The organism is Streptacidiphilus sp. MAP12-33 (genome assembly GCF_041261265.1).
Taxonomy (GTDB): Bacteria; Actinomycetota; Actinomycetes; order Streptomycetales; family Streptomycetaceae; genus Streptacidiphilus.
Window position 1 is genome coordinate 232301 of record NZ_JBGCCA010000003.1, and the last position, 25005, is coordinate 257305.

General features: G+C 71.0%; 27 protein-coding genes. 16 read left to right on the forward strand and 11 right to left on the reverse strand.

Annotated features, from left to right (window positions below):
* The first annotated feature begins 5 nt into the window (after positions 1-5).
* The 4 genes from ABH931_RS05500 to ABH931_RS05515 all read left to right on the forward strand — a co-directional run bounded on the left by ABH931_RS05500 (position 6) and on the right by ABH931_RS05515 (position 4792).
* Positions 6-1328, forward strand: coding sequence for an aspartate aminotransferase family protein (locus ABH931_RS05500; RefSeq protein WP_370110429.1), 1323 nt, complete (start codon positions 6-8; stop codon positions 1326-1328).
* Positions 1325-2731, forward strand: a complete 1407-nt coding sequence (gene hydA, locus ABH931_RS05505) for a dihydropyrimidinase (RefSeq protein ID WP_370110431.1) — start codon at positions 1325-1327, stop codon at positions 2729-2731. The genes ABH931_RS05500 and hydA overlap by 4 nt, the downstream gene beginning before the upstream one ends.
* A gap of 14 nt (positions 2732-2745) precedes the next feature.
* On the forward strand, positions 2746-3762 hold the full coding sequence (locus ABH931_RS05510; protein WP_370110433.1) for a TIGR03842 family LLM class F420-dependent oxidoreductase: 1017 nt from the start codon (positions 2746-2748) through the stop codon (positions 3760-3762).
* Positions 3763-4261: 499 nt separating this feature from the next.
* A complete protein-coding gene (locus tag ABH931_RS05515; RefSeq protein ID WP_370110435.1) occupies positions 4262-4792 on the forward strand; it encodes a hypothetical protein in 531 nt (176 codons plus the stop codon).
* Positions 4793-4888: 96 nt separating this feature from the next.
* On the opposite strand, the gene ABH931_RS05520 is transcribed toward ABH931_RS05515, so the two are convergent.
* A complete protein-coding gene (locus ABH931_RS05520) occupies positions 4889-6325 on the reverse strand; it encodes an FUSC family protein (protein ID WP_370110437.1) in 1437 nt (478 codons plus the stop codon).
* A gap of 73 nt (positions 6326-6398) precedes the next feature.
* Here ABH931_RS05520 and ABH931_RS05525 point away from each other — a divergent pair, with 73 nt between their 5' ends.
* Positions 6399-6824, forward strand: coding sequence for a MarR family winged helix-turn-helix transcriptional regulator (locus ABH931_RS05525; RefSeq protein WP_370110439.1), 426 nt, complete (start codon positions 6399-6401; stop codon positions 6822-6824).
* Positions 6825-7349: 525 nt separating this feature from the next.
* Here the strand turns inward: ABH931_RS05525 and ABH931_RS05530 are convergent.
* Entirely contained in the window at positions 7350-7955 is a 606-nt protein-coding gene (locus ABH931_RS05530; RefSeq protein ID WP_370110441.1) for a TetR/AcrR family transcriptional regulator, read from the reverse strand.
* Between the two features lie 131 nt (positions 7956-8086).
* On the opposite strand from ABH931_RS05530, the gene ABH931_RS05535 reads away from it, so the two are divergent.
* A complete protein-coding gene (locus ABH931_RS05535; protein WP_370110442.1) occupies positions 8087-8848 on the forward strand; it encodes an SDR family NAD(P)-dependent oxidoreductase in 762 nt (253 codons plus the stop codon).
* A gap of 232 nt (positions 8849-9080) precedes the next feature.
* Here the strand turns inward: ABH931_RS05535 and ABH931_RS05540 are convergent, their stop codons facing one another.
* Positions 9081-9266 (reverse strand): hypothetical protein, encoded by a 186-nt coding sequence (locus ABH931_RS05540; RefSeq protein ID WP_370110444.1) that lies wholly within the window; start codon positions 9264-9266, stop codon positions 9081-9083.
* A gap of 433 nt (positions 9267-9699) precedes the next feature.
* Positions 9700-10233 (reverse strand): MarR family winged helix-turn-helix transcriptional regulator, encoded by a 534-nt coding sequence (locus ABH931_RS05545; protein WP_370110446.1) that lies wholly within the window; start codon positions 10231-10233, stop codon positions 9700-9702.
* Between the two features lie 87 nt (positions 10234-10320).
* On the opposite strand from ABH931_RS05545, the gene ABH931_RS05550 reads away from it, so the two are divergent.
* Together ABH931_RS05550 and ABH931_RS05555 are read left to right on the forward strand one after the other, a co-directional pair.
* Positions 10321-10800, forward strand: a complete 480-nt coding sequence (locus tag ABH931_RS05550) for a hypothetical protein (RefSeq protein ID WP_370110448.1) — start codon at positions 10321-10323, stop codon at positions 10798-10800.
* 46 nt (positions 10801-10846) lie between these two features.
* Entirely contained in the window at positions 10847-11230 is a 384-nt protein-coding gene (locus ABH931_RS05555; RefSeq protein WP_370110450.1) for a limonene-1,2-epoxide hydrolase family protein, read from the forward strand.
* Positions 11231-11341: 111 nt separating this feature from the next.
* Here the strand turns inward: ABH931_RS05555 and ABH931_RS05560 are convergent, their stop codons facing one another.
* Complete coding sequence (locus tag ABH931_RS05560) at positions 11342-11965, reverse strand: peroxiredoxin-like family protein (protein WP_370110452.1); 624 nt, start codon at positions 11963-11965, stop codon at positions 11342-11344.
* Positions 11966-12219: 254 nt separating this feature from the next.
* Entirely contained in the window at positions 12220-12879 is a 660-nt protein-coding gene (locus ABH931_RS05565) for a nuclear transport factor 2 family protein (RefSeq protein WP_370110454.1), read from the reverse strand.
* A gap of 302 nt (positions 12880-13181) precedes the next feature.
* On the opposite strand from ABH931_RS05565, the gene ABH931_RS05570 reads away from it, so the two are divergent.
* A complete protein-coding gene (locus tag ABH931_RS05570) occupies positions 13182-13814 on the forward strand; it encodes a TetR/AcrR family transcriptional regulator (protein ID WP_370110456.1) in 633 nt (210 codons plus the stop codon).
* Positions 13815-14185: 371 nt separating this feature from the next.
* Here the strand turns inward: ABH931_RS05570 and ABH931_RS05575 are convergent, their stop codons facing one another.
* Positions 14186-15049 carry an SDR family NAD(P)-dependent oxidoreductase gene (locus ABH931_RS05575; RefSeq protein WP_370110583.1) on the reverse strand — a complete coding sequence of 288 codons (864 nt, stop codon included), beginning with the start codon at positions 15047-15049 and terminating at the stop codon, positions 14186-14188.
* Between ABH931_RS05575 and ABH931_RS05580 the strand changes: the two genes are divergently transcribed.
* Positions 14960-15556, forward strand: a complete 597-nt coding sequence (locus ABH931_RS05580; RefSeq protein ID WP_370110457.1) for a TetR/AcrR family transcriptional regulator — start codon at positions 14960-14962, stop codon at positions 15554-15556. The two genes, ABH931_RS05575 and ABH931_RS05580, sit on opposite strands and share 90 nt — an antisense overlap.
* A 39-nt stretch (positions 15557-15595) precedes the next feature.
* On the opposite strand, the gene ABH931_RS05585 is transcribed toward ABH931_RS05580, so the two are convergent.
* From ABH931_RS05585 to ABH931_RS05595, 3 genes are read right to left on the reverse strand one after another with little or no spacing between them, the layout of a single operon-like run.
* Complete coding sequence (locus tag ABH931_RS05585; protein ID WP_370110459.1) at positions 15596-16147, reverse strand: YceI family protein; 552 nt, start codon at positions 16145-16147, stop codon at positions 15596-15598.
* Positions 16148-16192: 45 nt separating this feature from the next.
* Positions 16193-17089, reverse strand: coding sequence for an oxidoreductase (locus tag ABH931_RS05590; protein WP_370110461.1), 897 nt, complete (start codon positions 17087-17089; stop codon positions 16193-16195).
* A gap of 29 nt (positions 17090-17118) precedes the next feature.
* Positions 17119-17799 (reverse strand): SDR family NAD(P)-dependent oxidoreductase, encoded by a 681-nt coding sequence (locus tag ABH931_RS05595; RefSeq protein WP_370110463.1) that lies wholly within the window; start codon positions 17797-17799, stop codon positions 17119-17121.
* Positions 17800-18011: 212 nt separating this feature from the next.
* Between ABH931_RS05595 and ABH931_RS05600 the strand changes: the two genes are divergently transcribed.
* Positions 18012-20711, forward strand: coding sequence for a LuxR C-terminal-related transcriptional regulator (locus ABH931_RS05600; RefSeq protein WP_370110465.1), 2700 nt, complete (start codon positions 18012-18014; stop codon positions 20709-20711).
* Between the two features lie 177 nt (positions 20712-20888).
* Positions 20889-21113 (forward strand): hypothetical protein, encoded by a 225-nt coding sequence (locus ABH931_RS05605; RefSeq protein WP_370110467.1) that lies wholly within the window; start codon positions 20889-20891, stop codon positions 21111-21113.
* Between the two features lie 11 nt (positions 21114-21124).
* Here the strand turns inward: ABH931_RS05605 and ABH931_RS05610 are convergent, their stop codons facing one another.
* Positions 21125-21478 (reverse strand): nuclear transport factor 2 family protein, encoded by a 354-nt coding sequence (locus ABH931_RS05610; RefSeq protein ID WP_370110469.1) that lies wholly within the window; start codon positions 21476-21478, stop codon positions 21125-21127.
* 202 nt (positions 21479-21680) lie between these two features.
* Here ABH931_RS05610 and ABH931_RS05615 point away from each other — a divergent pair, with 202 nt between their 5' ends.
* The 4 genes from ABH931_RS05615 (at position 21681) to ABH931_RS05630 (ending at position 24933) form a co-directional block, all read left to right on the forward strand.
* Complete coding sequence (locus ABH931_RS05615; RefSeq protein ID WP_370110470.1) at positions 21681-22544, forward strand: helix-turn-helix domain-containing protein; 864 nt, start codon at positions 21681-21683, stop codon at positions 22542-22544.
* Between the two features lie 366 nt (positions 22545-22910).
* Positions 22911-23981: an MBL fold metallo-hydrolase gene (locus tag ABH931_RS05620; protein WP_370110472.1), complete on the forward strand. Its 1071-nt coding sequence runs from the start codon at positions 22911-22913 to the stop codon at positions 23979-23981.
* A 182-nt stretch (positions 23982-24163) separates the two neighbouring features.
* Positions 24164-24739 (forward strand): Uma2 family endonuclease, encoded by a 576-nt coding sequence (locus ABH931_RS05625; protein ID WP_370110473.1) that lies wholly within the window; start codon positions 24164-24166, stop codon positions 24737-24739.
* A complete protein-coding gene (locus tag ABH931_RS05630; RefSeq protein ID WP_370110475.1) occupies positions 24736-24933 on the forward strand; it encodes a helix-turn-helix domain-containing protein in 198 nt (65 codons plus the stop codon). Before ABH931_RS05625 ends, ABH931_RS05630 begins: the two co-directional genes overlap by 4 nt.
* Positions 24934-25005 lie beyond the last annotated feature (72 nt).

The window sequence follows — 25005 nt, forward strand, 5'->3', positions numbered from 1 at the left end:
CGCAGATGACCGACGACGCGAAGCGACTGGTCGACCGGCACCGCGCGGTCACCCCCTCCTGGCTCGCGCTCTACTACCGCGAGCCGCTGGAGCTCACCCACGGCGAGGGCCGGCACGTGCACGGCTCCGACGGCCGCCGCTACCTGGACTTCTTCGGCGGCATCCTCACCACCATGACCGCCCACGCCCTGCCCGAGGTCACCCGGGCCGTCGCCGACCAGGCCGGGCGCATCCTGCACACCTCGACGCTCTACCTCTCCACCCCGATGGTCGAGCTCGCCGAGCAGCTCGCCGAGCTGTCCGGCATCCCGGACGCCAAGGTCTTCTTCACCACCTCCGGCACCGAGGCCAACGACGCCGCCCTGCTGCTGGCGACCAGCTACCGCCGCTCCAACCAGGTGCTGGCGATGCGCAACAGTTACCACGGGCGTTCCTTCTCCACCATCGGCATCACCGGCAACAGCTCGTGGTCGCCCACCAGCCTCTCGCCGTTGCAGACCCTCTACGTCCACGGGTCCGTCCGCACCCGGGGTCCGTTCGCGCATCTGGGCGACGAGGCGTTCGTCGAGGCCTGCACGGCCGACCTGGAGGACATGCTGTCCCAGGTCGGCGGTCCCGTCGCCGCGCTCATCGCCGAGCCGATCCAGGGGGTCGGCGGCTTCACCCACGGGCCGGACGGGCTCTTCGCCGCGTTCAAGCGGGTGCTGGACCGCCACGGCATCCTGTGGATCAGCGACGAAGTGCAGACCGGCTGGGGCCGCACCGGTGACCACTTCTGGGGCTGGCAGGCCCACGCCGAGGCCGGCCCGCCCGACGCGCTCACCTTCGCCAAGGGGCTGGGCAACGGCCTGTCCGTCGGCGGCGTCGTCGCCCGCGCCGAGCTGATGGACTGCCTGGGCGCCAACTCCATCTCCACCTTCGGCGGCAGTCCCGTCACCACGGCCGGGGCCCTGGCCAACCTGCGGCACCTGCTGGAGCACGACCTCCAGGGCAACGCCCGTCGCGTCGGCGCGGTGCTGCGCGAGCGGGTCGAGACGGGGGCCCGCCACCTGCCCGTCGTCCGCGAGGTGCGCGGCCGCGGGCTGATGCTCGGCGTCGAGCTCGTCGACCAGGCGGGGGAGCCGAGCGCAGCGGCCGCCGCGCTGGCCCTCGAACACGCCCGTGACCTCGGCCTGCTCATCGGCAAGGGCGGCCCGCTCGGCAACACGCTGCGCATCGCGCCGCCGCTGTCGCTGACCCGCGACGAGGCTGAGCAGGGCGCCGAGCTGCTGGTCCAGGCCCTGGACCGGACGCAGAAGGAACTCTTCTCGACCGAGGAGGCGCTGTGACCCACGGACGCACCGTCATCCGCGGTGGCCTGGTGGTCACCGCCGCCGACGAGCTGCACGCCGACGTGCTGATCGAGGGCGAGCGCGTGGTCGCGCTCGCCGCGTCCGGCAGCGAGGCCGCTTCGGCCTGGCAGGCCGACCACGTGATCGACGCCACCGACTGCTACGTCATCCCCGGCGGCGTCGACGCGCACACGCACATGGAGCTGCCGTTCGGCGGCACCTTCGCCTCCGACACGTTCGAGACCGGCACCCGTGCCGCCGCCTTCGGCGGCACCACCACGATCGTGGACTTCGCCGTGCAGAGCGTCGGCCACAGCCTCCGCGACGGCCTGGACGCGTGGCACGAGAAGGCGCAGGGCAACTGCGCGATCGACTACGCGTTCCACATGATCATGTCGGATGTCACCGAGGACTCGCTCAAGGAGATGGACCTCCTCGTCGAGGAGGGCGTGACCAGCTTCAAGCTGTTCATGGCCTACCCGGGCGTGTTCTACAGCGACGACGGCCGCATCCTGCGGGCGATGCAGCGTTCGGCCGCCAACGGCGGGCTGATCATGATGCACGCGGAGAACGGCATCGCGATCGACGTGCTGGTCGAGCAGGCGCTGGCGGCCGGGCACACCGATCCGCGGTACCACGGGGAGGTGCGGCGTGAGCTGCTGGAGGCGGAGGCGACGCACCGGGCGATCCAGCTCGCGCGGGTGGCGGGCGCGCCACTGTACGTGGTGCACGTGTCCGCCGAGCAGGCGGTGGCGGAGATCGCGCAGGCGCGCGACCTCGGGCTGAACGTGTTCGGGGAGACCTGTCCGCAGTACCTGTTCCTGTCCACCGACAACCTGGCGGAGCCGGACTTCGAGGGCGCGAAGTACGTGTGCTCGACGCCGTTGCGGCCGAAGGAGCACCAGGCGGCGCTGTGGCGGGGGCTGAGGACCAACGACCTGTCGGTGGTCTCGACCGACCACTGCCCGTTCTGTTTCGTGGGGCAGAAGGAGCTGGGGCGCGGGGACTTCTCGAAGATTCCCAACGGCCTGCCGGGCGTGGAGAACCGGATGGACCTGCTGCACCAGGCCCACCTGGACGGGCACATCTCGCGTCGCCGCTGGATCGAGCTGGCCTGCGCGACCCCGGCACGGATGTTCGGCCTGTACCCGCGCAAGGGGACGATCGCCCCCGGTGCGGACGCGGACATCGTGGTCTACGACCCGCACGACCGGTACACGATGTCGGCGCAGACGCACCACATGAACGTCGACTACTCCGCCTACGAGGGCCGCCAGGTGACCGGCCGGGCGCGGACGGTGCTCTCGCGCGGTGCCGTGGTCGTCGACCGTGGCCAGTACCTCGGCCATGCCGGTCACGGCACGTTCGTGCCGCGGGCGACCAGTTCGTACCTGATCTGAAAGGCGCGTGTGTGATGGATATCGGCCTCGTCCTCCAGACCGATCCGCCGGCGAAGTTGCTGGTGGAGCGGATGATCCGCGCCGAACGGGCCGGGTTCACCCACGGCTGGACGTTCGACTCCTGCGTGCTGTGGCAGGAGCCGTTCGTGATCTACAGCCAGATCCTGGCGGCCACCGAGCGGTTGACGGTCGGCCCGATGGTCACCAACCCCGTCACCCGCACCTGGGAGGTCACCGCCTCCCTGTTCGCGACGCTGAACGACATGTTCGGCAACCGCACCGTCTGCGGCATCGGCCGCGGTGACTCCGCCCAGCGGGTCGCCGGGCGCAAGCCAGCCACGCTGGACCGGCTCTCGCACGCGATGCACGTCATCAAGGAGCTGGCGGAGGGGCGGGAGGCGGAGGTCGACGGCACGGTCATGCAGATCCCGTGGATCAGCGGTGAGCCGAAGCTGCCGATCTGGATGGGCGCGTACGGGCCGAAGGCCCTGGAGCTGACCGGCCGTCAGGCCGACGGCTTCATCCTCCAGCTGGCCGACCCGTTCCTGACGGAGTGGATGGTCAAGGCCGTCCGCCGCGCGGCGGAGGAGGCGGGCCGCGACCCGGCGTCGGTCACCGTCTGCGTCGCCGCACCGGCCTACGTCACGGACGGCTCGGACGAACAGCTCGCGCACGCGCGGGAGCAGTGCCGCTGGTTCGGCGGCATGGTCGGCAACCACGTCGCCGACCTCGTCTCCCGCTATGGCGAACACAGCGGGCTCGTGCCGGACGCGCTCACGGACTACATCAAGGAGCGCCAAGGCTACGACTACTCCCACCACGGCCGCGCCGGGAACCCGGACACGGCCTTCGTCCCGGACGAGATCGTCGACCGCTTCTGCCTGATCGGCACCCCGCAGCAGCACCAGGAGAAGCTGGAACACCTGCGCAGCCTCGGCGTGGACCAGTTCGCGATCTACGCCATGCACGACGCCGTCGAGTCCACCATCGACGCCTACGGCGAGCACATCATCCCCACCCTCAGAGGCTGACCCATCCAGGGCCGTGCCCTCGTAGATCACCCAGATATACGAGGGCGCCAAGCACGTCCAGCGCATCGTCATGGCGCGCAACCTGCCGTAATCACAGGTCAGCGGCCTGATGCCAGGTGATCGACGGACGCCTTTCCTGCCTTGAGAGGGCGTCGAAAAGGCCCGTGTTGCGCCTAAGTTGCGTGGGAGATCGGACGCAGCTTGAAGAGGCGTCCGTCGATTGCCCGCATGGCCCGCTCGTGCGAGTCGGGCAGCATGTGGATGCATGTACGGTCCGTCCAGGGGACGATCTTCTGGCCGATCCACTTGGGATCGAGCTACATCGGGTCGGCCCGAAGGGCCCGCGCTCCACGTCGTGCCAGGCGCCGATAAGGAGGACTTCCGAGTCCGCTCCACCCGGATCACGGTCGTCTCTGTCTCTCCTGGGGCCCGGCTGGTGCGGGCGTGGTTCTGATCTGGCATCCGCAGGTGGTGGATATCCGGTAGGGGGACGGTGCCTGTGTCGTCGAAGGCAGAACTGCTGCAGCTGCTCGAGCCGTCGGCCGAGAAGTGGCCGCTACCGAGCCGGGAAGAGATCGTGCGGGGTTATGGCAGCGCACTTCCCGCCGACTACATGTGGCTGGCCGAGACCTACGGGCCGATGGAGATCTCGCGGTACCTGAGCATCTTCCCCCCGCTTGCGGCCTCTGAGATCGGGACGCGCTCCGGTGTTTTTCCGATCTCTGCAGAGCTGTCCGAGTTCCCCGAGGAGAACAAGGGCCTCGAGCCCGCGTATCTGAAGCCTGGTGGTCTGCTCATGTGGGGCTTCAACCAGAACGACGACGTCGTCTTCTGGAGTCCGGTCGGCGATCCGGACACATGGCCGGTCGTCATCCGCCGGGACCTACCCCGGTCCGGCCCGAACTGGACCCGGTACGACTTCGGCATCGTCGAATTCCTGGTGCGCACCTTCCACGGCCGGCTGGCCGGCAACCCCTTCAGCGGTGGCGACCTCTGGAACAACAGGTCGCCGACCGTCGAGCGGGGCTGAAGCCCGACGCATGCCGCTCCTCGGCCCCTTGCTCCAGGTCTTCGCCCTGCTACTGCCGGCCTCGAGCGGCCGGGCGGGGGCTGATGGGACGGGCGGTCAGTTTCGCGGGGCGGGGATCGCCGCCAGCAGGTCCCGCAGCGCCGCGTCGACGTCGGGGCGCGGGCTGCGCCCCCGGGCCGCTGGTCGGTCGGCGAGGGCGCGCCGGACCTTGCCGAGGGTCGCGGCGGCGAGGGCCTCGTCCGGCTCGGGGAGACGCAGGGTGAGAGCGCGGACGGGGGCGCGGAGCTCCAGCAGGACCTCGGCGGCGGTCGGCCGGCCGTCGCGGCGCGCGCCCACGAGCCGGAGCCCGGCTCGGTGGATGCGGTGTGGGCGGCTGCCGGCCGCCACGGCGTCGAGGGCGGCGTCGAAGTGTGCGAGCGGGCGCGTGGTGTCCGTCCCGCCCTGTCGGGCTTCGAGCAGTGCGCTCAGGGCGGCGAGCGCCGCGGCCATGCGGGCGCGCAGCGCGTCCCCGGTCCGCAGCGGCAGCAGGAACCAGCCCACGGCGACGGCGACGGCCGCGCCGAGGGCCAGCGCCTGCACGCGCACGAGCAGCAACTGCTGCGGGGATTCTCCGAAGTAGGCGTACAGGAGGGACAGGGCTGTGGTGATCCCGGCGGCGTGGAGCGCGTAGCTGTAGGGGCGGAGCGCCGATGCGAGCGCCAGGACCAGGAAGATCAGCGCGACGCAGACGGCCCCGTGCGGCTCCGTCACTGCGGCGAGGGCGGCCGCCGTCAGGGTGCCCGCCATCGCGCCCAGGCCGCGCTCGGCGCCCTTGAGGGCCAGGTCGCCGCGCCCCACCGTGCCGAGGTTCACCACCATGGCGCTGAGGACACACCACTGCCAGTGATCTCCGAACAGCAGATGTCCGGCGGCCATTGCGCCGGTCAGTGCGATGACCATCTGCAGCGCAGTCCGTGAGCTCGGGAGCATGCCCGCGCGGGCCTTTCGCGGCGTGGACGCAGCGGGGCGCGCAGCGGGGCGTGATGCGGGGCGCGGCGCCGGGCCGGGCAGGCCGGTGAGGCGTGCGCCGATCCGGCGCACCGCCCGCACCCAGCAGAACGCGCTCAGCCCGACCAGCGCCGTCCACCACGGGGACCCGCCGCCGGGCCCGCCGGATGAGGCCATCAGGCAGGCGATCAGCGCCAGCGGCGCCATCGCCCCCAGCCGCGTCGCGACCGGACCGAAGCGTCGGACCCAGATCGAGGTGCCCATCAGCGCGACGAACGCGGCCCCGCCGACGACCAGGTGCCGTGCCAGTTCGCCACCGGCCCACGCGCCGGCCGCTGCAGCCGCGGTGAAGAGCAGGGCCGCTCCTGCCTTCTCGGGCCACGGCTCGCCTCCGGGCCGCCGGGACAGCATGAACGCGAACACCACACCGGGCACGGCCAGCACGGGTGCGGGCAGTCCGGCAAGACCGGCGACGACCGTCGCCGTGGCGAAGGACAGCAGGACGGCCGCCAGCATCAACGCGGCTTGGTAGACATTGCGTACCATATGAACCCCATGATGATGTGTTTCCCTGGGTGGTCGCTCGCATAATAGTAATGCCAAGCTTACTATCTGCCCCATGGAGACCGACGACCGCGCCCACGCGCTGCTGCAGGGCATGCTCCGACTCGGCACGCGGCTGCGCCATGAACGCCCGGCCGGTGCGCTGACGGCCAACAAGACCATCGTGCTCGGCCACCTGCACCGCAACGGGCCCTCTACTCCGAGCGCCGTCGCCGCAGCCGAACACCAGCAGCTGCAGGCCTTGACCCGCACCTTCGCCGAACTGGAGGCGGACGGTCTGCTCACCCGGGAGCGCTCGGAGACAGACCGGCGGGCCTCCATCCTGTCGATCACCGACCACGGCACGCGTGTGCTCGCCGGGGACTTCGCGCAGCGTGCCGCCTGGCTCGGCGCGGCCCTCGCCGAACTCACCGAAACCGAGCAGCAGCTCCTGGTCCTCGCCTCACAACTGATGATCCGCCTGGCCGACGCCAACACGTGAGCCGGTCCGGGCGGCTGAAGGTCGGCGTTGGCACGGCCGCCTCGGCGGTTCGTTCGCTCCGGGGCCGGGGCCGGGGCCGGGGCCGGAGCCGGGCAAGGCGAACGTGGCGGCCGGCATGGGCAGCGGTCCGTCGGCGCGGGCGAGACCCGTTGGGGCGGGCCGGCGGCGGGCGGGGTTGGTCCAACGGCGCCGGAAGGTTTATCGTCTACTTAGTAGAACGACCGGTCTTTCTCTCACTCGGCCGGCCCTGCTTTTGCGCGGTCCACTCGCTGTGTGAGCCCAAGCCGCCTGCGCCCGTGGCGGATGCGGCCGGACCTCCGACGGCGGATCCTGGCGATGCCTGGAACACGGCACGGCGAAGTGTCCGACCAGGCCCAGGCGCGAACGGACCGGGCCTTTCACCCGGTCACGTCGCAGGGTCCCTTCGGGATTCATGGAACGGAGCAGTACATGTCCGACATCCCGGGCGCGCCCGCAGGGCCGGGGTCCCGCAGGAGGGCATCGTGCCGGGCGGATGTCAGTGGATCAGCCGTGTGCGCGGATCAGCCGTACGGCGTCCGGCAGGGTCGTACGGGCAGCCGTCGAGTCGTCCAGGTAGCCCGCGACCATCGCCCCGTCATAGAGCATCAGCAGCGCGCCGGCGGCCGACTCCGCGTCGGCGTGTCCGAGCCGCGTGAGCAGGTCCAGGAAGAGCGCACGGAGCCAGTCCCGGTGGGAGGCGACCAGCCGACGCACCGGATGGGCGGCGTCCGGGTACTCGGCGGCGGCGTTCATGAACGGCGATCCGCGAAACCCCCGCTCCCGGGCGTGCTCGGCGATCGCCCCGAAGATCAGGTCGATCGCTTCCGCGGGCGGGTGCCCCGCGACCAGCGGTTCGGCCACCGACCGGTAGAACGCGTCCTTGGTCATCAGGTAGGCCACCACCAGGTCGTCCTTGGAGGCGAAGTGCCGGTAGAAGGTCGCCTTCGTCACCCCTGCCTCGGCGATCAGCCGCTCCACGCCGATCGCCCGGACGCCCTCGTAATAGAACAACCGCGACGCCGCCCGCACCAGGCGCTCGCGAGGCGGGAGCTCCCTGTCGGCGGTGGTCTCGTGGCTGGTGGCGTTGGTGGTCTGCCTGGCGATGCTCACTTCCACATTGTGCCCTCGGCCCGTCCGAGAACGGCCTCCACCCCCCGGACGGCCCCTACCCCGAGCGCCGTCCGCCCTGCCCGTTCGGCCCCGACAGACGGGCCGTCCAACGAAATCGAAAGGCTTGAACCATGACTCGTCGTCTTGAGGGAACCGTGGCCCTGATCACCGGGGCTTCCAGCGGTATCGGCCACGCCACCGCTGTGGAGCTCGCCCGCGAGGGCGCCTCCGTGGCGCTCGTCGGCAGGCGTCGGGACCGTCTCACCGACCTCGCCTCGGACATCACGAACGCCGGCGGACAGGCCCTGGTCGTTCCCGCCGACATCACCGACGCCCAGGCCGCCGCGGACGCGGTCGCCCGGACCGTCGGGGGCCTGGGCCGCCTGGACATCCTGGTCAACAACGCGGGGCTGATGCTGCTCGGGCCCGCCCCCGACGCCGACCTCGACGACTGGCGCCGCATGGTCGACATCAACCTCATGGGCCTGATGTACACCACCCACGCGGCCGTTCCCCACCTGCTCAAGTCGGCTTCCCAGGACCCTCGACAGGTCGCGGACATCGTCAACATCGGCTCCGTCGCCGGCCGAAGCGCCTTCGCCATGTCCGCCGTGTACTGCGCCACCAAGTTCGGTGTCGGCGCCTTCACCGAATCGCTGCGCCAGGAGCTGGCGCGTCAGCACGTCCGCGTCTCCGTCGTCGAGCCCGGCAGCGTCGACACCGAACTGCGCGCGCACAACCCCGACCTCGTTCAGCAGTACATCGCCAGCTCTCTGGGCGACATCGAGCGACTCCAGAGCCAGGACGTCTCCGACGCCATCGGCTACATCGTCACCCGCCCCCGGCACGTGGCCGTCAACGAACTGCTCGTACGCCCCACCGAGCAGGTCTGAACACCGGGCGCGCCGGACGGCTGCGACGGCCTCCTCGCGGAGTGCTGACGGACCCCTCGGCCACGGAGCACTCCCTGTCCGACCATGCCCGACGCGCCAAAGAGAACGACCTTCACCTCGACCCTCCCACGTTGCTCCGGCCCTACCCGCGGTCACTCCACCGGCTGATCTACCGTCAGTCGGCGGCGCCTCGGTTATCGCCTGAGGCTGCCAGTGTGCCTGCGTTGCCTGGCTACAGCGGAGTGGCGGCCAGGATGTCGATCTGGTCGATGGTCGGCGCGGTGGCGAGGAGGGCGACCGAGTCGCCCAGGGCTGCGGCGATGCGCCCGTTCAGATGGTCGGTGCGGCCCTGCTCGTCGGCGAAGGTGTCGAAGATGCCGAACGAGGCCGGACCGAGCCGGAAGGCGAACCAGGTCACCGTCCCCCCTTCCGGCGGGCCAGATCCACCGCCTCGGTGAGCATCCGCTCGATCCTGCCGGCTTCTTCGGGGCGTGCGTCGATGCGGGCCGACAAGCCGAGCCGTGAGGTCATGTGCGCTCCAGGACGTCGGAACCAACCACCCGGCCGGATCCGGCCCTAGCTTCCAGCCGATGCTAGGTGGCCGGGCGAGCCCGGACGGCGCGCCGCACCCTGCGCTGCGACCGGGTCCGCCGATTCGGACCAACGCCCCAGTGCCCCGCCCCGGCACCCCGCCCCGCCGCTCTGGTCGGCCACCTGCGGGGGCGGCGAATTGGCCCACCGGGTCAGGTTCCCCGTGGCGTGAGGCGGCGGGGTCGGCAGCCTCGCCGTCGTCCTTTGCCCCGACCTGTCGGGTCGTTCCTCGGCCAAGCCGAGCGCCCGCCACCGGTCACTCACTCGCCCCCGGGCGGGCGCCAGTCCACCGGCGGCGGCAGTGTGCCCTGCGCGAGTATGTTCGCGTAGACGCTCTCCAGCGCCTGGCTGAGCGGCCCGACAAGCTCGCGCGGCAAGCCGTCGAAGAACAGGCGACGCACGAGTTCCACGTGTCCCACAGCGGCGGCCTCGAGTACCTTCCGGCCGTGTTGGGTCAGCCTGACCTCGGTCACGCGCCGGTCGGTCGCGGACAGGCTGCAGCTCACCAGATCCCGGTTGGCCATCCGCCGCACGTGGTGCGAGGCCCGGCTGCGCTCCCAGCCGATCTGCGCGGCCAGCACCCTGATCGGCATCAGGCCCCCGTCGGCGACGCTCAGGGCCGTCAGGACGTCGTAGTCCGGCAGGGACAGATCGCTGTCGGACTGCAGTTCGCGATTCATCTCGTAGGTCAGCCGCAGCTGAACCCGGATGTACGCCAGCCAGGCCCGTTGCTGTTCGCCGTCGAGCCACCCGCCCTCGGGCACGGGCGCGCCGCCGTTGGCATTGCGTGACATGTCACCTATGCTTTCTGTGTAGCACCAGCGTCGAGGCGTACCGCTCCCACATCATCCCGCGCGGATCGCCAGGAGCAGGAGGTCCCCATGCCGTGCGCAGCAGTGCTCACCGGATACGGATCGCCCGAGACGCTCGTATGGTCGGAAGTCGCCCTGCCCGCACCCGGGCCCGGTCAGATCAGGCTGCGCGTACACGCGGCCGGGGTCGGCCCGACCGGCCTGAAGATCCGGCGCGGCGACCTGCGAGAGGTCTTCCCGCTGCCCGACCCCGCCGCTCTCGGCTTCGAGGCCGGAGGCAGGGGCGGCCTGCGGGACGCTGTCGAACTCGCGGGCGGCCCCGCCCGGGTGATCACCCGCGCGGACGAGCACGCGGCGGACTTCGGTGTCGCCCTCTCCGCCCCCACCCCGGACCGCGCCCCTGACGCGGTCGAGCGGACCATGCCGCTCCTCGCTTCCGGTCAACTCCGCCTGCGTGCCCAGCGGCTGCTGCCGATGCGAGACGCCGCGCAGGCGCACGCCCCCCTCGAAGCAGGCGCCGTGCACGAAGAACTCGTCCTCACCGCTTAGCGGCCCATCGCAGGGCACTGTCCGGATCAACCGAGGGAGAAGCCAGATGGAGAGCCCGATCGAGGTAGTGCGCAGGTTCTGCGCGGCGTGGTCGGACAACACCGGGGCCGCCGAGCTGGCAGCGTTCTTCGCCGACGACGCCATCTACCACAACATCCCGCTGGCGCCGATCGCCGGCCGGGAGGCCATCGCCGACACCATCAGCTCGTTCATCCGCCCTGGCCCGCCGGGCATTGAGCACATCGAGTTCCGTGTCATCAACATCGCGGCCAACGGACGGGTCGTCATGACCGAGCGGGTGGACGTCTTCAAAGTCAGTGGCAGATCGTTCGAGCTGCCGGTCATGGGGACCTTCGAGGTCACTGATGGCAAGATCGACGCCTGGCGCGACTATTTCGACATGAACCAGTTCACCACCCGGATGGGATAAGGCTGGACCTCAGCCCGGGTGTTCCATCGCGGACACTGCGATGGAACACCCGGAGCCGGGGGTTGGCGCCCGGCAGCACTGTCTCGGTCGTGGGCGTGGTGCGGGCGCCCGTCAGTCGAGGGTGGTGAGCGCGGCCAGGACGGCGGCGGGTTCGGTGCGGGTGGCGTAGTTGGGGTGGACGTCGATCCAGCGCAGGACGCCGGCGGTGTCGACCAGGGCGACGGCGGGCATCGGCAGGGCCGGGGTGTGGTCGGCGTTGACGGTGGTGAGGTCGAGCCCCAGGGCGGCCTGGGCCTGCCGGACGGGCTCGGTCGGGGCGGTGAGGATGCCCAGCCGGCGCGCGATCTGGTTGCCGGCGTCCGACAGCACCGTGAAGGTGAGCTCCTTGGTCTGCTGCATGGTCAGGGAGCCGTCGGGGGTCTGCGGGCTGATCGCGACCAGTGCGACGCCGCGGGTGGCGAGGGCGGGCTGCAACTGCTCCTGGTAGGCGCGCAGGGCGATGTTGCAGTAGGGGCACCAGGCGCCGCGGTAGAACACGACCACGGCCGGTCGGCCGTTCCGGGCGGCGGTGAGGGTGGTGGGTTCGCCGTGGGCGTCGAGCAGGTCGCCGTCGGGCATCACGGACCCGACGGTGGCGACGCCCGCGGGGATCCCGGCTGCGTCCAGTTGCTGCTGCTCGTCCTGGAATGCGGCCAGGACCTCGGCGGGCAGCTGCCCGGCTGACTGCTGGTGCATGGCGGACCTGCGGATCGAGGCAGAGACGCGACTGGCGTTCGAGCGCATCCATGCGGAGTTCGGCGGGATCGACGTGCTCTACGTCAACGCCGGCCCGATGGACCGCGACGACCACGGCCTGCTGGAGAGCACCCACGAGGCCTGGGAAAAGGTTCGCGGCGCGATCCATGGACCCAGGGGAGACACTTCACCGCCGCGATGGACCCGGGGGACCATTCGGTTCACCCGGGTCCGTCCGTCCCGCGCGGTCCGACTCAGCCCTTGGCGACCGCCCCGGCCCAGTCGAGGTTCACGCCCATCTGCGCGTACATGTCTGTGTAGCCGACGAAGCAGTCGAACTTCTTGACCTTGCCGTCCTGGAGGTACCAGAAGTCGGCGGTCGGTACGTCGACCTTCGCGCCGTTGGGCCTGAGGGTGCCGGCGGGGGTCGGCAGCGGCCCCTCGAAGGTGCCCTGGATGGCGAGTTCGAGGCTGATGACGTCGCCGTTGACGGTGATGCTCTTCAACTCGCGGTGGACGTCCGGGAAGATCGCGGCCATGTTCGTGAGGACATCGCCGAGAGCCTGACCCCGGTAGCTCTGGCCGGCGACCATGTCGTTGAAGACACCGTCGGTGGTGAAGCTGTTGACGAACGCGTTGACGTCCAGGCTGTGGCCCTCCGCGTCGTGGTAGGCGTTCAGTACGACGGCGAGGTTGGCTATCTCGTGCCGGGTCAGGTGGCGGTTCGTGAGCGGCAGCGCCGCCAGCTGGGCGGGGCTCAGGGCGGGGGAGGTCTGCGCGGCGCTGACGGTGTGGGCTCGCGTGCCGGCGGAGGTGGGGGTCGCGGCCTGCGACGGCGCGGCGGCGATCGCGAGACCGCTCAGGCCCGCGACCGCGGCGGTGGTGACGGCCGTCTTCCAGTTGAGCGACTTCATGACGTGCTCCTTCGGTCGGCCTATGAGGATCTGATGACCCATCAGGCAGGTGGCGTGTCACGTGCGGCGCGTTCAATTCAAACGCTTGCTTGAACTGTAGGAGCGACGGCGCTGGCTCGTCAAGCAAGTGATTGATTTAAATGCTGGGGAGCTTGGTCCCAACGGTGAAGCTGGGCGCATCGACTGACTGGCTGTCATGCAGGGGCGGTCGGAGGCGGGGGTTGCCCTGCCGCGGGGTGGCCGCCTTTGCGCGGGAGGCGGTGCCTTGACAGGAAAGTCAATCGCCCGTTTGAATAATCCTCATGGTGGCAGAGCGTACTGATCAACGCCGCGAGGCCGGGCAGCGGACCCGGGACGGCCTGCTGGCCGCAGCCGTGGAGTTGCTCGCCCAGCGCGGCCAGGAGGGCGTGACCCTCCGTGAGATCACCGACCGCGCCGGTGCCAACGTCTCCGCGGTGAGCTATCACTTCGGGTCGCTGAAGACGCTGTGCGAGACGGCGATCGAGCAGGCACTGGAGCAGTATCTGGACGCCCAGATCAACGCCGTCGCCTCACTGGACGACACCTCGGGCATCGAGGAGTTGGCCGCGGCGTTCGCCAGGCCGATGGTGCGCGCCCTGACCGTCGGTGGGCGCGATCTGGCGGTCATGCGGACGGTGGCGCGGGTCGGGATCGATCCACCACAGGGCTGGGAACGGCTGGCTGCGAAGTTCCAGCAGTCCCGCCGGGACATGGTGCGCAGGCTCTCGGTGCACCTTCCAGGAGTCAGCGAACAGGAGCTGGAGTTCCGCATCCGCTGCGCTGCCGGGATGCTGAACTGGCTCGCCCTGGCGCCCGTGGGCGCCGAACTGGCCGCCGCGCCGACCGGGCCGGCCGAGCGGTGGGTCGTCCCGGTGGTGGCCGGGGCTTTCAGCGGTTCCCCAGGGGGCCGCTGACCGGGCCGGCGCTGCCGAGCGAAACGCCGACGCCTCGCGGGTCGAGGGGCCTGGGGGCGGCTGTCGCTGAGCGCGGCGACAGGTCCCGGGGGGCGACGTGCACCAACGCGTTGTCGAAGAGGGAGGTGCGGTCGCGGGCGGCTTCCTGCCACTGTTCCGTTGCGGGGTCCAGGATCTGCATGAGGTGCTCGGCGCCCGCCCCGTCTGCACCCCGCTTGGGGGAACGTGTCGCTACAGGACTGCTCCCGGTGGCCTTCACTGTCGTTGAACCGACGGCCTCGGGCGAGTGCGCGAGGACCTGTTCGGCGAGGGCGCCCTCGACGGCCGCCCACGTCGGCAGGCCCCTCCGGTGCTCTCGGCCCCGCGGCCGCTCAGCCGCCGGCGCCCGCCAGTGTGTCGCGCGAGACCTGCCAGAGCAGGGCGGCGGCCTCGGGGTCGAGGGCGTAGTCCGCGACGCCGGTGCGGGCGCCGAGTTCGCCGCGGACGGCCTCGTTGCAGTCCTCGAAGTAGCGGCCGCCGACGCCCTCCAGGAGGGGTGAGGCGGCGAGGAGGACCGAGGTGGCCGCGCCCTGTTCGGTGGTCTTCCAGCTGAGGTCCGTGCCCCCGGCGGCCTGGGCGCGCAGGCGGGCGAGTTCCGCCTCGGAGACGTGGCGCTGGAGGTTGGTGCGGATCCCTCCGGGCATCAGGGCGTTGACGGTGATGCCGTCCGCCGCCCAGCGTCGGGTCGCCTCGACCGCGAAGAGCACGTTGGCGGTCTTGGACTGGCCGTAGGCGGACCAGGGCTCGTAGCGGCGCTCGCGGAAGTGGATGTCCTCGAACACGACCGGGGACCGGTGGTGGGCGCTGGAGCTGACGGCCACAACGCGCGCGCCGCCGTCCCGGGCCAGGGCCGCGTGCAGGCCGGTGGCCAGCGCGAAGTGCCCGAGGTGGTTGGTGGCGAACTGGAGCTCCCAGCCTTCCGCCGTGCGCAGCTCGGGCGAGGCCATCACCCCGGCGTTGTTGACCAGGATGTCCAGCGGTCCGTCCCAGTCGGCGACGAACGCGGAGACGGAGCGGAGGATCCTCCGTTTGCAATCAGGCGCGCACGCCTCTCGCCGAGCGGGCGTCGGTGAGACCTGCCCACGGTGCCAGAAGGAGGAATCGCTGTGACTGCCGCCGACCCCCGGCCGCTGCGCGCCGACGCGCGCCGCAACCGGGACCGACTTATCGAGGTGGCCGCGAGGGCGTTCGCCCAGGACGGGCCGGACGTGACCCTGGAGGCGATCGCCAAGGAGGCCGGTGTGGGCATCGGCACCCTCTACCGGCACTTCGCCACCCGCGAGGAACTCGTGGAGGCGGCCTACCGCGGCGAACTTGCCCAGCCCTGCGACTCGGCCGCGCAACTTCTGGGTTCCAGGGAACCTGACGCCGCGTTGCGCGCCTGGATGGACGGCTTCGTCCGCTACATGACGACCAAGCGCGGGATGTCCGACGCGCTGCGCGCGCTCATCGCCTCCGGGGGCGACCCCTTCTCCCACGGCCGGGCGATGCTGACCGCGGCGATCACCGAACTCCTGCACGCCGGGACCGCGGCGGGCCTGATCCGCTCGGACGCCGACCCGACCGACGTGCTGTTCAGCCTGAGCGGCCTGTCCCTGGCCGCCACGACCCCCGAGCACCACGCGCGGATGGCACGCCTCCTCGACCTCCTGATGGACGGCCTGCGTCATCACGCAGCAGTTGACACCGTCGACCCCGGGTGACGGCGTGGCCGGATCGTCCTGAAGCCTTGACCGTGTCGGTCAGGGTTGTCTGACGGCGGAGATCTCGAACTCCAGGGTGATCCTGTCGCTGACCAGGACACCGCCGGTCTCCAGCGTCGCGTTCCAGTTGACGCCCCAGTCCTTGCGGTTGATCTGGACCGAGCCCTCGAAGCCGATCCGGGCGTTGCCCATCGGGTCGGTGGCGGCGCCCTGGTAGGCGAACGGGATGGTCAGGGAGCGGGAGGTGCCCTTGATGGTCAGGTCGCCGGTCAGTGCGACGTGGGTCGCGTCGGTCTGTGCGACCGCGGTCGTGGTGAAGGTGATGTCGGGGTGGTTCGGCACGTCCAGGAAGTCGTTGGAGCGCAGGTGGTTGTCGCGCTGTTCGTTCCGGGTGTCGATGCTGGCCGCCTTGATGGTGATGGTCGCGGACGACCTGCTCGGGTCGTCGCCGTCCACGTGGATGGTTCCGGTGAACTCCTTGAAGGCGCCGCGGACCTTGGTGACCATCGCGTGCCGGGCCACGAAGCCGATCTGGGTGTGCGCCGGGTCGAGCACGTAGGTGCCGGTCAGCTGGCTGCTTGTGGTCGTCATGGCTGAACTCCGTGCGTGTCGGGTGGGTCATTCGTGTCGGGTGGGTCATTGCGGGGACGCGAAGGCCCTGGCCAGGTCGGCGCGGGCCTCGTCGTCGAGTGCGACGGTGGCGGTGGCGAGGTTCTCGGCCAGGTGGGCGCGGGTGCGCGTGCCGGGGATGAGCAGGATGTTCGGGGCGAGGTCGAGCAGCCAGGCAAGGGCGAGCTGCGCCGGTGTGGCGCCCAGTCGCACGCCCACGGCCGCGAACGTCGGGTGGGTGAGGATCCGGTTCTGGACGCCTCGCGGGAACCCGAGGGGACAGAACGGAACGAAGGCGATGCCGCGCCGTGCGCAGGCGTCGAGGACATCCGCCGAGCCCTGGTCGGCCAGGTTGAACAGGTTCTGGACGCAGACGATCTCGGTCTGTTCCAGGGCGCGCAGGAGCTGCGCCAGGGAGATGTTGCTGAGGCCGATCCCGTCGATCAGTCCGGCCTCGCGGGCCCGGACCAGAGCGGCCAGCTGGGCGTCGAACCGCGGGCCGGTCGAGTGCTGGTCGATCACGCGCAGGTTGACGGCCGCCAGGCGGTCGATGCCCAGGGTGCGCAGGTTGTCCTCGATGCCCTGGAGCAACTGGTCGGGTTCGTCGAACGGGAGCACGGCCCCGGCGGCGTCGCGGCGGGCGGCGACCTTGCTCACCACGGCCAGGTCGGCCGGGTAGGGGTACAGGGCTTCGCGGATCAGCTCGTTCACCACGTCCGGGCCGTAGTACTGCGCCGTGTCGATGTGGTTGACGCCCGCGTCGACGGCGGCGCGCAGCACTCGCAGCGCTTCGTCGCGGTCGCGCGGCGGGCCGAAGACGTTGTCCCCGGCCAGCTGCATCGCGCCGTAGCCGACCCGGCGCACCCGGTGGGTGCCGAGGGCGAAGGCTCCGGCGGAGTCGACGGTCACGGCGCGGTCCGGCATCGTGTCTCCAGGGGTTCGCGAGCGGGCTTTCAGGAGCCGTGGATCGGCAGGACCGCGCCACTGACCGGCGCGGCGGCGTCGCTGACCAGGAACGCGATCACCTCGGCCAGGGCGTCGGGGGTGACCGCGTGGTCGAGCAGGTCGGCCGGGAGGAACTGCCGGTTCCTCGGGGTGTCGATCAGCTCCGGTGCGACCGCGTTGACGCGGATCCCCTGCGGGCGCAGTTCCACGTCCAGGACCCGGACCAGCTGGGTCAGTGCCGCCTTACTGAGGCTGTAGGCGACCACCCCTTCGACCGGTTCGGTGGCCTGGCGCGCGGAGACGTGCACGATGGCGCCGGAACCGCGCTGCCGCATGTGCGGGACGACGGCCTGGGTCAGCCACAGCGCGGTGCCCGCGTTCACGTCGGTCATCAGCCGCAGCTCGTCGGGGGTCGCGGCGAGCGCGTCGCCCATGGCGAACGTGCCGATGGTGTTCACCAGCACGTCGGGCACCCCGACCTCGGCGACGATCCGCTCCAGCAGCGCCTTGGGGACGGTCGGGTCGGTGGCGTCGCCGGGTAGTTGGCGGATGCCGTCGGGTAGTTCCCGTAGCCCGTCCTCGTTGCGGTCGACTCCCACGACGGTGAATCCGGCCCCCGCGAGCCTCACGGCCACCGCGCGTCCGACGGGGCCGCCCGCGCCGGCCACGACTGCTACTCGGTCACTCATCTTGTTGCTCCCTCGCGTCCTACGTCGTCGGGATCGCCGAGCCTTGGCGGGCGTCGCCCGCCTCGACGTCGCCCGGTCCATGCGGCAAGGCTCGCGCCTCGGATGGTGAGTGATCATCACCGGAACCTGGTGATTTCCGTCCGCGTTGACAGCCGACCGGTCCGCCTGGTAACGAGTGGACGGTGTCGGCCACAACGGGAACGCCAGCGCACATGCCTCGCCGGAGCGCGGAAGGGGGCCCTGGATCGCTGCGGCTCATCGGCCGTGATGATCTTGTCGCTGCCCTGGACCGGGCCGCGACCGGGAAGGTCGCGATCGTCACCGCACCGGCGGGCAGCGGGAAGTCCACGCTCCTGCGGGCCTGGGCCGACCGGCTGGGCGGATCGGAGCGGCTGGCCTTCGTCCAGGTGCAGCGCGACCGGCAGGACGCCCAGATCTTCTGGCTGGCGCTGCTGAACGCCGTGCGCGGCCTGTCCGGGGACGCCGCCGGCAAAGCGGAGCCGCTGACGGCGTCACCGAACTTCAGCGACGCGGCGGCGGTGGACCGCGTCCTCGTCGAGCTGGCCGAGCTGGACGAGTTGGACGAGCTGGCCCGGGTGACCGGGCGGGCCGGGCCGGCCGGTCGCGTCTGCCTCGTGATCGACGACCTCCACGAGCTGGCCTCACCCGACACCTTCGCCGAGCTGACCCGGCTGCTCACCAGCCTCCCCGACGGCGTCCACGCCGTCCTCGCCACCCGCCGGGACCTCCCGCTGCGCCTGCACCGGCTGCGCCTGGCCGGCGAGCTGGCCGAGCTGCGCGCGGCGGACCTGCAGTTCAGCACGGACGAGACTCGCGCGTTGCTCGACTCCGCGGGCGTCACGCTGTCGGACGCCGCCGTCGACCGTCTGCACGAGCGCACCGAGGGCTGGGCCGCAGGGCTGCGGCTCGCCGTGATCTCGCTGACCGGCCACCCCGACCCCGAGCGCTTCGTCGCCGATTTCACCGGCAGCAACCGCACCGTCGCCGAGTACCTGGTCGCCGAGATGCTGGAACGGCAGCCGCAGGAGGTCCAGGACCTGCTGCTGCGGACCTCCGTCCTGCAACGCGTCAACGGCGAACTGGCCGACCGGCTCACCGGCCGCCCAGGCTCCGAGCGCATCCTGCTCGACCTGGAGGACGCGAACGCCTTCGTGGTCTCCCTCGACGCGGAGCGCACCTGGTTCCGCTACCACCACCTCTTCGCCGACCTGCTGCGGCTGGAGCTGCGCCGGACCCGGTCGGACGAGGTGCCGGGTCTGCACCGCGAGGCCGCCGACTGGCTGGCCGGACACGGGCAGGCCGTCGAGGCGGTCCGGCACCTGCAGGCCGCCGGCGCCTGGGCGGAGGCCGCGACGATGCTCGGCGTCCGATCGTTCGGCATGATGCTCGACGGCCAGGAAGAGACCATGCAGGCGCTGCTGGAGGCCTTCCCCAAGCGCAGCGGGGCGGACTTCCCCGAGCTGAGCATCGTCCGCACGATGGTCGACCTGCTGCACGGCCGCCTGGATGACGCCGCCGCGCACCTGACGGTGACCGACGCCTGCATCGCCGCCGAACCCGAGGACCGCCGGCGTCGGCTCGGTGCCGCGCTCAACGCCCTCAACCTCGTGCTGGCTAGGCGCCGCGGGGACCTCGCGGGCGCCCTGCACTACGCCGAGCTGCTGGACTCCGACACCGGCGGGTCCGACGAGGAGATCGTGCTGAGCAGCGAGCTCCGGGTCCTGGCCCTGCTGAACCTGGGCACCGTCGAGGCCTGGGCCCTCGGCGTCTCCGACGGCGAGCGCCATCTCCAGGAGGGTGCCGACCTGGCCCGGAAGATCGGCCGCCCCTACCTGGAGGTGGCCTGCCTGGCCCAGCTCGGATTCGCCACGAAGCTGAGCCGCTTCGGGGCCTCCCGCACCATCTGCGAGCAGGCGATCGCCCTGGCGGACGCCCACGGCTGGGGCGCGGCCCCGATCGTCGCCCCGGCGCTGGTCACCCTCGCCTGCTCGATGGTCTGGCGGGGCGAGTTCGACGATGCCGAGCGCACGCTGAGCCGCGCGGAGGCCGTTCTGCGGACCGACAGCGGACCCGGGATCGGGACGCTGCTCCATCTGGTGACGGGCATGCTCCATGCCGGGCGTGGCCAGGAGTCCGAAGCCGCCGAGGAGTTCGCAAAAGCGCACGACCTGCAGGACCGGCTCACCCACCCGCACGCCCTGTCGGGGAACGTGACCGGTTGGCTGCTCGCGACCCGGGCCCGCCTCGGAGCCGTCGCCGACGCCCGCAGCGCTGTCGAGTCGCTCTCCGGCTCGCAGGCCGACTCCGGAGAGGCGAACAACGCGCGGGCCGTGATCTGCCTGGCGGAGGGCGATCCGGCTGGGGCACTCGCGGCGGCGGCCACCGTCGTCTCCGCAGGCGCGCCGACCGGCTTCGTCGGCACCGAAGTCGAGGCGCAGCTGCTGACCGCGCTGGCCCACCGCGCGCTGGGGGACCAGCGCCGGGCCGAGCAGGCCGTGGAACGCGCCCTCGCCCTCGCCGAGCCGGAGCGGCTGATCCTGCCCTTCGTGACAACCGGCGCGCGCGACCTGATGGCCACGATGCCGCGCGGTCGGTCCTCCCACGCCGCACTGCTGACCGACATCCTCGACGTCGTCCAGGGAGTCTCCCTGACCGCCGCCACGTCGGGGCTGACCGCGGGGCAGGAGCTCAGTCCCACGGAGCTGCGGGTCCTGCGCTACCTGCCGACGAACCTCTCCCGCCCGGAGATCGCGGGCGAGCTGTCGATCTCGGTCAACACCGTCAACACCCACGTGCGCAACATCTACGCCAAGCTCCGGGCCGCCGACCGCTCCTCGGCAGTGCAGCGCGCGAGGGAACTGCACCTGCTGGCCGGGGTCGCCGGGCGGTAGCCCGCCGACGCTCACCGGAGCCCGCAGCCCGCAGCCCGCAGCCCGCAGCCCGGAGCCCGGAGCCCGCAGCCCGCAGCCCGGAGCCCGCAGCCCGGAGCCCGCAGCCCGGAGCCCGGAGCCCACGCTCACCAGATCCGGGCGATGCCGAATCACCAGCGGGGACCTGAGCATGAGCCCATGAGCGCAGAACCCGCCCTCTACATGATCCGCGTCGCCGGCCACCTCGGCGCCACCGCCCTGTCCGCGTTCCCCGCGCTGGCGGCGGAGCACCAGGCCGCGCAGACCGTGCTGGTCGGATACCTGGACCGCTCGGGGCTCTACGGGGTGCTCTCGCAGCTGGAGATGCTCGGGATCGAACTCGTCGAGGTCAGCCGGTCCTGCCGGGCAGACATGTCCGACTGACCGCTCCGGGATCAGACCTGGTTGTTCCACATCCGGAAGACGGTGCACCTGCCGTTCTTGGCGAAGGTCACCGTCCAGAGGTTGGCGAAGGTGCCCAGTTCCTTGTAGCGACCTGTGCCCTTGATCGCTGCGGTGTCCCCGTTGATCGTGAGAACGGACCAGTCGAAGTGCCAGCCGCCCTCCTGCCAGGCCGCGCGGCCGATCCAGCCCTCGACGATCGCCTCACGGCCGACCCAGTCGGTCTCGTAGGGGTGTTCGTGGTACTCGGCCTGCGGGGTGAACAGCGCGGTGATGTCCTTCGTGCTGTTGCTCGCCCAGGCCCGCACATAGCCCTCGACCCAGGCACGTACCTGCTCTTCGGTCACCACCGGTGCTCCCTCTCCGTGACGTGGGGTTCCGTCATGCTCGCCATGCCTTTCATCCCTGGGCCGTGAGTCGGACAGCGACGAAGGACCGAGCGCCGGCCGGATCGGTCCCGCGTCCAGCATGGGATTGATCGCGTGCAGGGGGCAGGACGGAGCTTCCTGGGTGCCCCGCTCCCAGGAACGCGCGGCGTACGATCCGCTTATGAGCGGTAACGAACTGGGGCAGTTCCTACTGGCGCGTCGCTCCCGCCTCAGCCCCGCTGACGTGGGCTTTCCCCGCACTCAAGGCCGCCGGGTCAGCGGGCTGCGGCGCGAGGAGGTCGCCGTTCTGGCCGGAGTGAGCGCCGACTACTACGCCCGTCTGGAGCAGGGCCGCGAACGGCATCCGTCCGGCCAGGTGGTCGACGCCCTCGCCCGTGCCCTGCACCTGGATGCTGACGCCTGCTGGCACGCCTACCGCCTGGCCGGACTCGTACCGAGGCCCGAAGCGCCCTGCGCGGTCGAGGAGCACGTCGCACCGGAACTGCTGCGGCTGATGGACGCCTTCCCCGCCGCCGTGGCCTACGTGATCAACCGCCGCCTGGACGTTCTCGCCTCGAACGCCCTCGCCGACGCCCTGCTCTCCCCGCTGGCGGACCGGCGCGGCATGGCCCGTTCCCTGTTCCGCGACCCTGCGGCCCGGCATCTCTTCGCGGACTGGTCCTCCGTGGCCCGCGACACCGTCGCCGCGCTGCGGCTGGCCCAAGGCCACCAGCCTCACGATCCGCGAACAGCCGCCCTGGTCGACGGCCTGCTTGCCGAGAGCGAGGAGTTCGCGGAACTGTGGCGGCTTCAGGACGTCGCCCGCCTGGGCGGCAGGACCAAGACCTTCAACCATCCGCAGGCGGGCCGGCTGACCCTCACCTACCAGACCTTCGAGGTACAGGACGCCCCCGGCCAGTACCTCCTCGTCGGCACGGCCGAGCCGGCCACCCCCGACGCGGCCGCCCTGACGGCATTGATCCGGACCGGTCCCTCGGCGTCGACCGCATCACCGACCCCACCGTCACCGCCTGCGACGCGGTAGCCGCCCGTTCCTGCGCAAGCGGCTCCGGGAACAGCAGTGGTGCGTGCAGGCGTTCGTGGGGAGCCTGGTGCTGTCGACCGATCAGGTCGGGACCGTGGTGAGCGGGGCGCGGTCGGTGGCGTACCCAGGTCGACGGAGTCGGGGATCGATCCGGTGGACGCGACGCGACGCCTTCGGCGTTGGTCCGGTCATCACCTGAACCTGGTGATGCACACTCACCAGGCGTGTGGCCACGCTGTGTCCAAGGCAGTCGTCACCAGTCCGCCCTCCGGGCCAAGGCTCGATCGTGCCGAAGGGCAGATCGAACTCGCCTATGAGCAGCGCGTGTTGGGGGCCGACCAATCACCTGAAAGGCAGTGTGCGACCATGTCCTTGCTGGACTCACCGAGCAACCGCCGCACGTTCCTGACCCGTGGCGCGGCCGTGGCCGCCGTCCCCGCGCTCGGTGCCCTGGCGGGCACGGCCTTCACGACCGGCACCGCCTCCGCCGCGACCGCCGACCTGCCCGACTACGCGCCGATCCCGGCCGGCTCCCTCGGCCCGGCGCTCAATGCCGACGGCTACTACGTGGGCCGCATCAAGGACAACCTGCACTGGGTCACCGACGGCACCTACCAGGCCGCGTTCCTGCTCACCCGGGAGGGCGTGGTGCTCTTCGACGCACCGCCGACCATCGGCCACAACCTGCAGCGCGCCATCGACGCCGTAGCAGGTCCTGCGGGCATGCCCAACAAGGTCACGCACATCGTCTACTCCCACCACCACGCGGACCACCTGGGCGGGTCGTTCCTGTTCGGCAAGGACGTCGTCCGCATCGGTCACACCCAGAACCGCGCGCTGCTGCTGCGTGACAACGACCCGGCCCGGCCCCTCCCGAACCACACGTTCGACGAGCGGATGACCCTGCACGTAGGGGGTGAGCGCGTGGAACTGGCCCACCTGGGCACCAACCACACGCCGGACAACATCTACATCCACTTCCCCGACCACGACACGCTGATGCTGGTCGACATCAACCTGCCCGGCTGGGTGCCCTTCGACAGCTTCAACCTCAACGAGGACGTCCAGGGCTCCATAGCCGCCCCGGCCAAGGCCATGGCCTATCCGTGGTCCACGTACATCGGCGGGCACATGGGACGCCTGGGCACGCGCGCGGACATGACCACCTATCAGCAGTACGTCGAGGACCTCATCGTGGGAGCGAAGGCCTCGCTGACAGCGGTCGACCCGACGCCCTTCTTCGCCAAGTACGGCGACAACACCTGGGCGGCGGTGAAGAACTACCAGGCCGCGCAGGTCAAGTACGCCGCCGACCCGGTGGTGAGGAAGTACACCGGCGTCCTGGCCGCGGCCGACGTCTACACCGAGAGCACCGCCTTCGTACTCCTGGAGGCCGTCCGGCTCGACCTCGGTATCGGCTCGCAGGTTCACCCCTGATCCACGCGTTCCGCTCGTCGGGTGCGCAGGGCCACTCGCCCGGCACGCCCGGCACCGCCGAGGCCCATCGGGTGGACCTCGCGCAGGACCAGGCCGTCGGACTGGGAGCAGGGCCGCCCCCTGACGTCTGTGGGGGCGGCGACCCATCTGGTTATGACGTATAGGTCATGTAGGGTAGGGGTGTGGAGACGACGGAGCAGATCTATCGGCACCTGCGTGACCTGCGCGACCACCTCGCTGCGGAGACGGGACGCTTCGGGGAGATCAGTGACGGCGAGATCGTCATGATGATGAGCCCGGTGCCGCAGCACGGCTTGGCAGCCAAGCGGATCGTCCGTCAGCTCGACGCCCAGTTGCCGGCTCCGCTGGCGGCGTTCGAGAACACCGACACCGACGACGAGCACCTGGGCAAGCTCCGGATCCCCGACATCGTGGTCGTCGCCGAGGAGGCGATGAACACCACGAACCCGCTCGACCCCAGGGAGATCTCGCTGGCTGTGGAGATCGTCTCGCGGTCCAATCCGGACAACGACTACGTGAAGAAGGTCGCCGACTACGCGGCCATGGGCATCCCCGACTACCTCATCGTCGACCCCCGTAACGGCACCGCCCGTCACCTCTGGCAGATCGTCACCAAGGACGGGCGGCGGGTCTACGACAACCAGGTGACCTACACCTTTGGTGACACGATCCCCATCGGTGAGCTCCGCATCGACACCTCGGACCTGCCCCGGTACGACGACGCGGGCGGGCCGTGAACGTCGGCCCGCTGATCCGCAGGCGTCGTGAGGAGCTCAACTGGTCCCAGTCGCAGCTTGCCGAGGCGGCCGGAACAGCGCAGTCCGTGGTGTCCCGGATCGAGTCCGGACGCCTGAACCCGACCATGGACATGGTGGCCCGCCTCGCGGAGGCTATGCACTCGGAGCTGACGCTCACCATCGAGTCGCGCTGACCGGTGACGGTCCAGGACGGGTGGGCGGCGCTCACCTCCGGCACGGTCGACGGGCACGGGCTGTCCCGGTGG

Coding starts and splice junctions, on each gene's coding strand:
- ABH931_RS05500 (WP_370110429.1), top strand. CDS start 6: ATGACCGACGACGCGAAGCGACTGGTCGACCGGCACCGCGCGGTCACC.
- ABH931_RS05510 (WP_370110433.1), top strand. CDS start 2,746: ATGGATATCGGCCTCGTCCTCCAGACCGATCCGCCGGCGAAGTTGCTG.
- ABH931_RS05520 (WP_370110437.1), bottom strand. CDS start 6,325: ATGGTACGCAATGTCTACCAAGCCGCGTTGATGCTGGCGGCCGTCCTG.
- ABH931_RS05525 (WP_370110439.1), top strand. CDS start 6,399: ATGGAGACCGACGACCGCGCCCACGCGCTGCTGCAGGGCATGCTCCGA.
- ABH931_RS05535 (WP_370110442.1), top strand. CDS start 8,087: ATGACTCGTCGTCTTGAGGGAACCGTGGCCCTGATCACCGGGGCTTCC.
- ABH931_RS05545 (WP_370110446.1), bottom strand. CDS start 10,233: ATGTCACGCAATGCCAACGGCGGCGCGCCCGTGCCCGAGGGCGGGTGG.
- ABH931_RS05550 (WP_370110448.1), top strand. CDS start 10,321: ATGCCGTGCGCAGCAGTGCTCACCGGATACGGATCGCCCGAGACGCTC.
- ABH931_RS05555 (WP_370110450.1), top strand. CDS start 10,847: ATGGAGAGCCCGATCGAGGTAGTGCGCAGGTTCTGCGCGGCGTGGTCG.
- ABH931_RS05560 (WP_370110452.1), bottom strand. CDS start 11,965: ATGCACCAGCAGTCAGCCGGGCAGCTGCCCGCCGAGGTCCTGGCCGCA.
- ABH931_RS05565 (WP_370110454.1), bottom strand. CDS start 12,879: ATGAAGTCGCTCAACTGGAAGACGGCCGTCACCACCGCCGCGGTCGCG.
- ABH931_RS05570 (WP_370110456.1), top strand. CDS start 13,182: ATGGTGGCAGAGCGTACTGATCAACGCCGCGAGGCCGGGCAGCGGACC.
- ABH931_RS05585 (WP_370110459.1), bottom strand. CDS start 16,147: ATGACGACCACAAGCAGCCAGCTGACCGGCACCTACGTGCTCGACCCG.
- ABH931_RS05590 (WP_370110461.1), bottom strand. CDS start 17,089: ATGCCGGACCGCGCCGTGACCGTCGACTCCGCCGGAGCCTTCGCCCTC.
- ABH931_RS05595 (WP_370110463.1), bottom strand. CDS start 17,799: ATGAGTGACCGAGTAGCAGTCGTGGCCGGCGCGGGCGGCCCCGTCGGA.
- ABH931_RS05600 (WP_370110465.1), top strand. CDS start 18,012: ATGCCTCGCCGGAGCGCGGAAGGGGGCCCTGGATCGCTGCGGCTCATC.
- ABH931_RS05605 (WP_370110467.1), top strand. CDS start 20,889: ATGAGCGCAGAACCCGCCCTCTACATGATCCGCGTCGCCGGCCACCTC.
- ABH931_RS05615 (WP_370110470.1), top strand. CDS start 21,681: ATGAGCGGTAACGAACTGGGGCAGTTCCTACTGGCGCGTCGCTCCCGC.
- ABH931_RS05620 (WP_370110472.1), top strand. CDS start 22,911: ATGTCCTTGCTGGACTCACCGAGCAACCGCCGCACGTTCCTGACCCGT.